Origin of the sequence: Porphyromonas sp. (genome assembly GCF_030529325.1) — a bacterium.
GTDB lineage: Bacteria > Bacteroidota > Bacteroidia > Bacteroidales > Porphyromonadaceae > Porphyromonas_A.
Genome location: NZ_JAUMXC010000059.1, coordinates 1 through 11014, shown reverse-complemented (window position 1 = coordinate 11014; position 11014 = coordinate 1). Strand labels below are relative to the sequence as shown.

Below are 11014 nucleotides of genomic sequence, written 5' to 3'. Positions count from 1 at the left end.
AAAAAGGTGACAAGGGTGACGCCGGAGCCAAGGGAGAAAGCGGAGAAAAAGGTGATACAGGTGCCCAAGGCGACAGAGTTACGATTGGAACAGATGGATTTTGGTACATCAATGGCCAAAAGACTACTGTTAAGGCAGCAGGAGAAAAAGGAGAGCCTGGTGTAGGTAAGTCCGCATTTCAACTTTGGGTTGAAGAGGTTCAAGCCAACAAGATTCTTGATAAGGAAGGGCGACAATGGCCTCACGACAAGGTAGAACTGAACCACTTTTGGGAATATCTTAAAGGAAAAGATGGTCGGGATAGAAGTGGTTCTGCAACACCTCTTGAGAAGACGCCTCTAAAAATTCTCTCATTTGAGGATATCCCCAGAAAGCTATATGGTCCAAAGGACCCCTCTGTGTATCCGGACCAAGATTATGACTGGACAAAAATTGTAGTTGAGACAACGCCCAAAGCAAAAGTCTATTACCAATGTTCAGGTGTAGATTACTACTCTGGGGATGGTGGTAATGAGCAGTTGACAGTAAATACCGTGGAGGTAGACAATGACGGAAAATGCACAATTTTCATAAAACAGAGATATTACTCGATAACCGTCCATATCTGGGCGGAAGAAACAGGTAAAATTCCTTCTTACCAACATCACCTCAATGTAGTGAGCCCGAGAAGAGATATAGGAGTCTAAATTTATAGAGTCCTCAATCCGTCGTATCCTAATGAATATAATTATGGTAACAACTAAATACATACTATTATCTCTTGCACTATCCTCATCTCTGATGATAGCACAAGGACAAGAGGCAGAATCCTGTCCCAAAGATCATACCCCGAAGAAAACTTGGGAGATCGGTCTCGGAGGCAATCTCGTTAATATAAGCAGGATGACTTTGAGCAACTATAACTCTTCCGAAAAAGGTGATGCCTATACCCTTCGTCTGCACAATGTCATGTTTGGAGGCAATCTCTACGTGGCTCATGAACTTACACCTTGGCTTTATGCCGACTTGCAGGCGACACTTGGGAGAGTGACCGCGATTGTCGCGGACCGGAAGGAGGCCGAGAGATTTTTCGGTCTCGGAGGGTTGGGCTTGCAATTCCGCCTCACCCCTCTTTTCAAGAAGAAATATGTAGAGCCTTACTTCCGCATCGGAGCAAACTATATGTACAAGGAGTTCGGACTTGCCAAGCAAGGCAGTCTGCCCAACTTCCGCAATGACGAATTGCGTTGGGGACACTCCGACGCTTTCAATAAGGAAGCCAACATGGAACGCCACCTCTTCCTGCCTTCGGTAGGTTTTGGAGTCAATAGTTGGTTCAACGACCGAGTAGGCTTCGGCATCCAAGGTGACTACATGACCTCTTTGGGTGCAAAGCGTCTCAGCTTCCCACAGGTGATCGCGAGAGTCATGATACGATTCGGCAGTACAAAAGAAGCTGCACCACGGATTGTCTACCGCGAGCGTGTGGTACGAGAGACCGTTCCTGTCGAAAAGGAAATCATCAAGTATGTCGAAAAGGATTGCGATCCGTTGTACAAACTCTTCTCCAATATTACGTTCGAGTTTGACCGTTATGAGATCACTCCTGAGTCGGAGCCGCTTTTGGACGAGATCGCAAAGATCCTTAAGGGTATGCCCGAGAGCAGATTCCTCATCACCGGTCACACCGATGCCCGAGGATCTGTGGCATACAACGAAAGGTTGTCGGCTCGTAGAGCCGAAGCCATCGTGCAAGCCTTGGAAGGTAGAGGGGTATTTAAAGATATGCTCAAGAGTCGTGGCGCAGGCAAGCGCATTGCAGCCATTCCGGCATCTGACACCCACGAAGTGAGAGAAGGTGACCGCAAGGTAACCATCGAACTCATCGTGCGCATGCCTTACTGGAACAAACTACCTAAGAGAGGCTATTAACCTCCAATAGAAACAAATAAAAAACAAGGTGTATCGGTACTACTATCCCGATACACTTTGTTTTTTTATCTGAGTGAGAGACAAATTACATCGATCTCATGTTACTCCGACAAGTATTACCACCAAAAGAGGTGCACCACCAAGTGATGCACCTCTTTTTTTATTTAGCAGAACCCGAAAGATAATTTTCCGGCTACTATCACGGACTTATGCTACCATTGCAAAAGTTGATAACTGATACCTATACCGACATAAGGCCCGACACCAAATGAAAGATTTTTATTTGAAGAGTCATACATCGATGTAGCCCCAATACCGGCTTGGATGCCCAGCCCCCAACGTCTGGGCTTACGGTGTTTGATAACCATAGGATCCACGAAGCTGTTGAGTTTCGTGAAGGTTATGTTGTCATTTTTACTTTGTGCAATGATCTCATAATCCTTGGTAAAGTAGACATCAAGAGGAGCATCCACCTTATAGACAAATTGTTTCAAGTAAACACTGTCCTGATGTATCCTCACAAAACTATTGGCATCTATGACTTCATCGGAGAAACGGATGTTGACCAAGCTATCCAATGTATATGATATAACATTCTTTTGAATGATGGTATCCCTTGTCTTCATACGAAGATAGGCTTGGGTAGCAAGATGCCTCTTTATGTTTTTTTGGAGGGAATTTATGTTTTCATGCATTTCCTCATTCATCTTTTCCAACTCCTTGATGCCGGCCAGATAAGAGGCATTTTCAGCATAAAGTTTTCCGTTCTTATCCTTGAGGACATGGATGGTATCCAAAGCTGCTAAGACATTACGCTCAGCTAAACGTTGCTTGTCTCTGATATTCCGATTCCATATGAACATCCCTGCGTTTGAAAGGACAAACGCCAGCACAAGCAATACTAAAATAATGTTCTTTTTCATAGCCTTTTGATTTTCATATTGAACAGTAGATTAACTACATGCAAGGTAGACATTTATGATAGAATAAAAAAATATAATCGTATTAATTTTAAAATTGTCCCCTCACCACTCATCCGACATAGGAGCTTGCAAAATAAATATGACAGATTAAAATGCTACATTTGTAACATCCTTAATTACAATACCGTGGGTATTCTCACGATTATTGTCGGACAAAAACGATTGCCTTATGAAGCAGAGAGAAGAACGATTGAAAGTGGTGATCGGGGACATCACCAAGTTGCAGGTGGATGCCATAGTAAATGCCGCCAACTGCTCACTGCTGGGAGGTGGTGGAGTGGATGGAGCCATACACCGAGCTGCGGGCAAAGGTTTGCTGGAGGAATGCAGAAATCTAAACGGCTGTGAGACAGGACAAAGCAAAATGACCGACGCCTATGAACTGCCTTGCAAAAAAGTGATCCATACCGTCGGCCCTGTGTGGCATGGTGGTACCGAGGGAGAGCCGGAGCTGTTGGCATCCTGTTATGACACAGCGTTGCGGATAGCTGAGACAAATCAACTGAAGAGCATTGCCTTTCCATGTGTCAGTACGGGAGTCTATCGATTTCCAAAAGAATTGGCCGCACAGATTGCCCTGAAGACAATCTTCGGCCATATTGAAAGTGGATCTTATAACGGAGAGGTAATACTGTGTTGCTTCCTCGAAGAGGATGCATACATATACAAGACGCTACTGGAAACCGGGAAGGATGAATAATTTTGCCGCGATAGATTTTGAGACCGCCAATGCTCAGAGGAGTAGTGTATGCTCGGTCGGAGTCGTGATCGTCAATGAGGGAAAGATCGTTGATAAGTTTTATAGTCTCATCCACCCCGAACCCGGATACTATGCGTATTGGAACACAAGGGTGCATGGCCTCACTCAAGAGAGCACTTGCAATGCACCAAACTTCCAAGAGGTGTGGAGGATGATCGCCCCAAAGATCGAAGGGTTACCTCTGGTGGCTCATAACAGTTCTTTCGATGAAAGTTGTCTGAAAGCCGTCTTTCGTGTCTATCGGATGGACTACCCCGACTACGAGTTTCACTGCACCTGCCGTGCAGCCCGGCGAATACTTGGTGACAAACTTCCCAATCACCAACTGCATACGGTTTCGTTCCACTTCGGGTATGACCTTACGCAGCACCATCATGCATTGGCGGATGCCGAGGCATGTGCGATGATTGCGCTCCAACTCCTCTGATAAAAGGGGGACTCCAACACATAATAGTATGCCCTGAAAAAGGCTCTCCAAAGCCGAGAGATAACCAACTTGACGGGGCAAAAAAGCAATAGACTGAAGGGAAGACCGACCTTTCTGATTATCAACACCTTTCAAGATTCGTCAAAAAAGGTAGCCATCCTTCAAAAACAATGTGCCTACCTTGATCAATCAAGATAGACAACTTGATTGATCAAGGTAGGCAACCTTTTTCAGACCTTCCGAAAAGGTCTTTTATCGGATGCGTCTACCGGATGTAGAACGAGAGGACACGACAGATGTTCCCCCCTACTATCATGAAGCTCACCTCACTTTCTCTTATTGGCTTTGGGACGGAAAAGAACCCACAAGATATAGGTCACAAAGATTATGATAAAAACCGCAAGGAGAAGTCGTGGCGATACATATCCATTCCACAGATATAAGATACCTCCACCGATCATGACGGTCACAAGGGCATACATAAAGGCTTCGACTACTTTTTTCATTTGATTATCAGATTTATGTATTACAATTTTAGCAAAATCTTGTCTACTTTGCAATTTTGCAACCCTGTTGCACATAAAAATACCTTATCTTTGTCTCACTAAGTTGAAGAAAAGCGTGAAACGTATAGTCCATATATCCTTTGTCATGGCAGCAGTGCTTGCGCTGTTGGTGCTTTCTGTGCTCCCTCATCACCATCATGGGGCATTGCCTTGCATAGAGATAAAGAGTTGTGATCTGGATGACGATTGCTGCGGAGGACACAATCACCATAGTGAGAAGGAGAACGAGAATGGCCAGTCATGCATGATCAAGGATGGATTTACGATTTCCATGACTTCTCAGTCCAAGTACAGGGCGGACTCTTCCGGAGATATTTGCAACAACCACGCATTTTACGTCCCTCTATATTTTATCGTTGCTGATCTGCTCAACTTCAGGCAGGACGATATCAGTCGGCATAGAGATCCGGGGGATCTCCCCATCCACTACAAATCTGCTGACGTAAGCCCACTCAGAGGCTTGCGCGCACCTCCCGTCGTGTGTTAGTATGATGCAGTGACCTCTATCTGAGAGCTCTGTGTATCAATATTTTCCGTGTACCATCAACAAGAATGTTGATCGGTGCAAGGCTGTCGTAGTTTATTCCCAAATTCCTAACACACAAACATATAATGAAAATATATACATACAACCTATTGCTCATCTGTGCGATAGCTCTCTCAAGCTGTCAAGGTAAGCAGTACATGCATTCAGAAGCACAGCATACTCACCCTCACTCGGAGCAGTCTCACGACACGGATCACAAGCACGACCATGCAGAGGGCGAGGAGTGTGGGCATACCGCCAAAGAGGCGGAGGAATATGATGATGCCATAGTCTTCACCGAAGAGCAGGCTGAAATGGTAGGCCTGACCACAGAAGAGGTCACCCCTCAGCCTTTCTCCCATGTCATAAAGACAAGCGGACAGATACAACCGGCTCAGGGAGATGAAGCTGTCATCGTCGCAACATCCAACGGTATAGTATCCTTTGTGTCGCCATCGATCACAGAGGGGACTGCCGTACGTGCAGGGCAGGCAATAGTGTCGATATCAGCGAAAAAGCTGTTGGAAGGGGACCCTGCAAAAAAAGCAAAAATAGAGTATGAAACGAGCTTGAAGGAGTACCAAAGAGCAGAAAGTCTGATCAAGGATAAGATCATATCCGCAAAGGATTTCGAACAGGCAAAACTTCGCTATGAGACAGCAAAGACTGCCTACGAGGCACAGGCTTCTCATGTTACTTCGGCGGGTGTATGCGTCTCCTCCCCTATAGCAGGATTTATAAAGAACAAGCTCGTATCTCAAGGAGAGTATGTATCTGTGGGACAAGCGATAGCAACGGTCTCTCAGAACAAACGTCTGCAACTGAGGGCGGAAGTGTCGGAAAAGCACTACAAGGCACTGAAAAGCATAAGAGGTGCCAACTTCAAGCCTTCGTACGATGATGTGGTGTACAATCTTTCGGAATTGAATGGAAAACTCTTGTCGCACGGAAAGACACCGCGGGATAAGTCATTTTTCATCCCTGTGACATTTGAGTTTGACAACATAGGAGACATCATCGCAGGCGCATATACCGAAGTTTTTCTCCTCTGCGGGACGCAAGAGAATGTGTTGTCGGTGCCTGTATCGGCAGTGACAGAGGAGCAAGGGATCCACTTCGTTTACCTCAAGCATGACAACGAACACTACAAGAAACAAGAAGTCACTCTCGGACAAAGTGATGGAGCAAGGGTGCAGGTACTGTCGGGGCTATCCGAAGGAGATAACGTAGTGACGAAGGGAGTATATCAGATCAGACTGGCAGCGATGGCTTCGGTCATCCCCGAAGGACATGGGCATAGTCATTGATGTTAGGAGTTGAACGTTATGCTGAACAAGATCATACAATTTTCACTCAACAATAGGTTGCTCGTCTTGGGAGCTGCAGTGCTGTTGATGATAGCAGGAACTTATACCGCTACCAACATGGAGGTGGATGTCTTCCCCGATATCAATGCTCCGACAGTGGTAGTGATGACCGAAGCCACAGGGATGGCTCCCGAGGAGGTCGAAAGACTTGTAACCTTTCCGGTAGAGACGGCTCTCAATGGGGCTACTGATGTGCGTCGTGTGAGATCTTCGTCGACCACAGGTTTTTCGATAGTGTGGGTGGAGTTTGACTGGGGGACAGACATCTATCTCGCTCGACAGATAGTATCGGAAAAACTGTCTGTCATCAAGGAAGCCTTGCCATCGAATGTAGGTAACCCCACGCTCGGCCCTCAGTCTTCGATCCTTGGAGAACTGATGATCATCGGGCTTACATCAGACACAACTTCTCTACAAGATCTGAGGACGATTGCAGACTGGACCGTACGCCCTCGCCTACTCTCCATAGGTGGTGTGGCTCAGGTAACGGTCATAGGCGGAGAGATAAAAGAATATCAGATACTCCTCAATCCCGAAAAGATGAAACACTACTCGATAGGTCTGGATGAAGTGATACCTGTGGTACAGGGCATGAACCAAAATGCTGCGGGCGGTGTGCTTTACGAATATGGCAACGAGTACATCATCCGTGGGATGATTTCGACAAACAAAGTGGACGAACTGGGTAAGGCCGTGATAAAGACATTGGAAGATATACCCGTACTCCTCGAAGACATTGCGGATGTACGTGTCGGCAATAAAGCTCCCAAGCTCGGCATAGCGTCCAACGATGCGAAACCGGCAGTCCTTGTAACAGTGACAAAGCAACCTGCTTCAAGCACTTTGGATCTCACCGAAAAGATCGAAGACTCTCTGTCTGATCTCCGACAGTCTCTCCCCGGTGATGTGACGGTATCGACCGATATTTTTCGCCAGGCACGCTTCATCGACAGTTCGATAAACAACGTACAGAAGGCTCTCTACGAGGGTGGAATCTTTGTCGTCATTGTACTGTTTATATTCCTGATGAATGTCCGCACGACAGCGATATCTCTCATCACGATCCCTTTGTCATTACTCTGTTCGATCCTTGCACTGAAACTGATGGGTCTGACGATCAATACAATGAGTCTCGGAGGTATGGCTATTGCCATAGGTTCGCTCGTCGATGATGCCATCGTGGATGTGGAGAATGTATTCAAACGCTTGAGAGAAAATAGACAAAAGCCGGCAAGCGAACAAAAGTCCGTCCTATCGGTCATCTTCGATGCATCCGTGGAAGTGCGTATGCCTATCCTCAACTCAACGCTCATCATCATTGCCGGCTTCGTGCCCCTGTTCTTCCTCTCAGGCATGGAAGGGCGCATGCTCGCCCCTCTCGGAGTTGCCTTCATAGTGGCACTCATGGCATCCACCCTTGTTGCTCTGACACTCACCCCCGTCCTATGCAGCTACCTGCTCACAAAGCCCCAAAGCGACAAGAGAGGCGATGAACCATTTATTGTCCGAAAGCTCAAAGGCATTTATTCCAACGCTCTTGACTACTCAATAAAGCACAAGAAATGGGTGCTCGGAGCGACAGGTATCATGCTTGTTGCGGCAGTGATAGCGTTCTTTTCTCTCGGTCGTAGTTTTCTCCCTTCCTTCAATGAAGGTTCGTTCACGATCAATGTAAGCACTTTGCCGGGGATTTCTCTCGAAGAGTCAGACAAGATCGGCCGTATGGCGGAAACCCTTCTCCTTGAAATACCTGAAATACAGACAGTAGGACGAAAGACCGGGCGAGCAGAACTCGACGAGCATGCCCTCGGTGTCAATGTTTCCGAAATCGAAGTCCCTTTTGTCCTCGACAAACGCTCCAAGGAAGAACTGACAGCCCATATACGCGAACGACTGAGCCTCCTCCCCGGTGTCAATGTGGAGATAGGACAGCCGATCTCTCACCGTATAGATGCCATGCTTTCGGGTACGAGAGCCAATATAGCCATCAAGCTCTTCGGAACCGATTTACACAACATGTATGCCATCGGTCATCAGATCAAAAATACCATCCAAGGGATAGAGGGGATAGCCGATCTCAATGTCGAACAGCAGATCGACCGCCCACAACTCAAGATAGAGCCCAAGCGTGAACTCCTTGCGAAGTATGGTATCACCATGCCTGCCTTTGCCGAAATCATCCGAGTACTGCTTGCCGGAGAAGTGGTCTCTCAGATCTATGAAGGGAACCAATCCTTTGACCTTACTTTGAAAGTCGGGGACGAAAGTCGGGCGACAGCCGAAAGGATCGCAAACCTCATCATCGATGCCAATGGCCGTAAGATCCCCCTCGGCAACATCGCCACACTCACCTCATCGACAGGACCCAATACGATCAATCGTGAGAATGTCATGCGAAAGATCGTCATCTCGGCCAATGTTGCCGACAGAGATCTCAGGGGTGTTGTCGAAGATATACAGAAGACCGTCGGCGAAAAAGTCTCCCTCCCCGAAGGGTACCATATCGAGTACGGAGGCCTGTTCGAGAGCGAGCAAGCAGCATCACGCACGTTGCTGATCACCTCCTTGGCTTCTATACTTGTCATCTTCCTACTGATATTCAGCCAATTCAAGAGTGTCATTCAGTCCGTGGTCATCATCCTCAATCTACCTTTGGCGCTCATCGGAGGAGTCTTTGCCATCCTTGTCACGGGAGGGGTATTGAGCATCCCCGGCATCATCGGCTTTATCTCCCTTTTCGGTATCGCCACCCGCAACGGGATGTTGCTCATCTCACGCTACAATGACCTCAGGCACGAAGGACTGTCCTTGCGTGAAAGCGTACTCCACGGCTCTCTCGACCGTCTCAACCCTATCCTCATGACCGCACTCACCTCGGGGCTTGCACTCATCCCGCTTGCCCTCGGAGGCAGCTTGCCCGGCAATGAGATCCAGAGCCCCATGGCTAAGGTCATATTGGGAGGGCTGTTGACTTCTACATTCCTCAATGGATTTATCATCCCCATCATGTACCTCTTGACCAACAAATCCGAAACGAAAGAAACCAATGCTCAAACCCTGAAAATCTGATGAGAACATTCATAATCACCATACTTACCCTACTGGTAAGCTCCTCCACCTTTGCACAAAATCCGATCGATGCGATACTCCGAGAGATAGAACGCAACAACACTGCGCTCCAAGCTCTCAGACATGAGTCGGAAGCTCAAAAATTAGACAATAAGACGGGAATTTTCCTTGCCAATCCCGAGGTCGAATTAGGCTACCAATGGGGACATCCCAAGGACATAGGTCATCGCACCGAACTAAGCGTATCACAATCCTTTGACATTCCTACGATCACGGGGATGAAGAGCCGCCTGGCAAAGGGGAAAAACACCCTGATAGACTACCGATACAGATCCGGCAGGCTTACCATCCTTCTCGAGGCCAAACAGTGCTGTATAGACCTGATATACAACAATGTGCAGAGGAATGAATATGCCCGACGCCTCCAGCATGCCGAACTCATCGCCTCGGCATACAAGACCCGTATGGACAAGGGGGATGCCAATATCATAGAGTACAACAAGGCTCTTCTCAGTCTCACGAATATCCGTAACCGGATGACCCTTTTGGAGACCGAGAACCAAGCTCTGCTCACACAGCTCCGACAACTCAATGGAGGGCATCCGGTCATTCTTGAGACTTCGGAATACTTCGATCAAAACCTGCCCTTAGACTTCGATACATGGTACGGTCAGGCTGAGAGCAAAAGCCCCCTCATGTCCGAAGTCCGTCAAGAGATAGAGATAAGCAAAAGACAGGTTGCGATCAACAAGGCGCTCGGTCTGCCGACTTTTTCGGCGGGCTATGCAAGCGAGAAAGTTGCTCAAGAGCGTTTCCAAGGTCTGTCGGTGAGTGTATCTATCCCATTATGGGAAAACACCAATCGTGTCCGCCAAGCCAAAGCTGCGGTCAAAGCTGCACAAAGTAAGGAAGAAGATGCCCAAAGGATGTTTCAGACTCGGCTCCGCACCCTCTATGAGCAGGCAGCAGGACTGAAAAATGTCGTTGACAACTATAGCCGGATACTCTCTGAAGCGAATAGTGAACACCTACTCAAAAAAGCTCTCGATGCGGGGGAAATATCGCTTCTCGACTATCTCCTGGAGTTAGGGCTGTATTACGATACTGTCGATCGCGCCATGGAAGCTGAGCGCAACTTCCAAAAGACCCTCGCCGAACTATTGGCAACAGACTTGTGAGGCAGGGATAATACGACCTTGGGCTGAGGCACTTATAAGAATTCATGGACATCGGAGCTCACTCCGCCCTACTCCTTTTTAGGACCCGTCTGCGAAAGATCCAAGAAGTCTCTGATCCTCAAAGCCCTCTACAGGCCTGAAAAAGGTTGTCTAACTTGATGTTTCAAGTTAGATGATACTGTCCTAAAAAAGTGTGTAAGCCCCATTAGTCCTTAACTTTGAGGTAA

9 protein-coding genes and 1 pseudogene are annotated in these 11014 nt (G+C 47.4%); 8 read left to right on the top strand and 2 right to left on the bottom strand.

Features of this window, described 5'->3' with window-relative positions; translation table 11 throughout:
• Positions 1 to 686: pseudogene (locus Q4A14_RS08035) on the top strand (hypothetical protein); the annotation flags it as partial.
• Positions 687 to 729: 43 nt separating this feature from the next.
• Positions 730 to 1911, top strand: a complete 1182-nt coding sequence (locus Q4A14_RS08030) for an OmpA family protein (RefSeq protein ID WP_303171285.1) — start codon at positions 730 to 732, stop codon at positions 1909 to 1911.
• Positions 1912 to 2123: 212 nt separating this feature from the next.
• Here Q4A14_RS08030 and Q4A14_RS08025 read toward each other — a convergent pair whose 3' ends face one another.
• A complete protein-coding gene (locus Q4A14_RS08025) occupies positions 2124 to 2834 on the bottom strand; it encodes a DUF6808 domain-containing protein (protein ID WP_303171284.1) in 711 nt (236 codons plus the stop codon).
• 229 nt (positions 2835 to 3063) lie between these two features.
• On the opposite strand from Q4A14_RS08025, the gene Q4A14_RS08020 reads away from it, so the two are divergent.
• The gene (locus tag Q4A14_RS08020) at positions 3064 to 3594 is read left to right on the top strand and encodes an O-acetyl-ADP-ribose deacetylase (RefSeq protein ID WP_303171283.1); all 531 of its coding nucleotides are present in this window, start codon (positions 3064 to 3066) and stop codon (positions 3592 to 3594) included.
• Positions 3587 to 4081 carry a 3'-5' exonuclease gene (locus Q4A14_RS08015; protein WP_303171281.1) on the top strand — a complete coding sequence of 165 codons (495 nt, stop codon included), beginning with the start codon at positions 3587 to 3589 and terminating at the stop codon, positions 4079 to 4081. Before Q4A14_RS08020 ends, Q4A14_RS08015 begins: the two co-directional genes overlap by 8 nt.
• A 326-nt stretch (positions 4082 to 4407) precedes the next feature.
• Here the strand turns inward: Q4A14_RS08015 and Q4A14_RS08010 are convergent, their stop codons facing one another.
• The gene (locus Q4A14_RS08010) at positions 4408 to 4587 is read right to left on the bottom strand and encodes a hypothetical protein (RefSeq protein ID WP_303171279.1); all 180 of its coding nucleotides are present in this window, start codon (positions 4585 to 4587) and stop codon (positions 4408 to 4410) included.
• Between the two features lie 115 nt (positions 4588 to 4702).
• Between Q4A14_RS08010 and Q4A14_RS08005 the strand changes: the two genes are divergently transcribed.
• The 4 genes from Q4A14_RS08005 (at position 4703) to Q4A14_RS07990 (ending at position 10787) form a co-directional block, all read left to right on the top strand.
• Positions 4703 to 5134: a DUF6769 family protein gene (locus Q4A14_RS08005; protein WP_303171277.1), complete on the top strand. Its 432-nt coding sequence runs from the start codon at positions 4703 to 4705 to the stop codon at positions 5132 to 5134.
• A gap of 125 nt (positions 5135 to 5259) precedes the next feature.
• Positions 5260 to 6480 carry an efflux RND transporter periplasmic adaptor subunit gene (locus Q4A14_RS08000; protein ID WP_303171275.1) on the top strand — a complete coding sequence of 407 codons (1221 nt, stop codon included), beginning with the start codon at positions 5260 to 5262 and terminating at the stop codon, positions 6478 to 6480.
• 18 nt (positions 6481 to 6498) lie between these two features.
• Entirely contained in the window at positions 6499 to 9609 is a 3111-nt protein-coding gene (locus tag Q4A14_RS07995) for an efflux RND transporter permease subunit (RefSeq protein WP_303171273.1), read from the top strand.
• Complete coding sequence (locus Q4A14_RS07990) at positions 9609 to 10787, top strand: TolC family protein (RefSeq protein ID WP_303171271.1); 1179 nt, start codon at positions 9609 to 9611, stop codon at positions 10785 to 10787. Before Q4A14_RS07995 ends, Q4A14_RS07990 begins: the two co-directional genes overlap by 1 nt.
• Positions 10788 to 11014: the final 227 nt, after the last annotated feature.

Bases quoted from the DNA above. Each gene is read 5' to 3' on its own strand.
- Q4A14_RS08030 (WP_303171285.1), top strand. From the start codon at position 730: ATGGTAACAACTAAATACATACTATTATCTCTTGCACTATCCTCATCT.
- Q4A14_RS07995 (WP_303171273.1), top strand. From the start codon at position 6,499: ATGCTGAACAAGATCATACAATTTTCACTCAACAATAGGTTGCTCGTC.
- Q4A14_RS08025 (WP_303171284.1), bottom strand. From the start codon at position 2,834: ATGAAAAAGAACATTATTTTAGTATTGCTTGTGCTGGCGTTTGTCCTT.
- Q4A14_RS08015 (WP_303171281.1), top strand. From the start codon at position 3,587: ATGAATAATTTTGCCGCGATAGATTTTGAGACCGCCAATGCTCAGAGG.
- Q4A14_RS08000 (WP_303171275.1), top strand. From the start codon at position 5,260: ATGAAAATATATACATACAACCTATTGCTCATCTGTGCGATAGCTCTC.
- Q4A14_RS07990 (WP_303171271.1), top strand. From the start codon at position 9,609: ATGAGAACATTCATAATCACCATACTTACCCTACTGGTAAGCTCCTCC.
- Q4A14_RS08020 (WP_303171283.1), top strand. From the start codon at position 3,064: ATGAAGCAGAGAGAAGAACGATTGAAAGTGGTGATCGGGGACATCACC.
- Q4A14_RS08010 (WP_303171279.1), bottom strand. From the start codon at position 4,587: ATGAAAAAAGTAGTCGAAGCCTTTATGTATGCCCTTGTGACCGTCATG.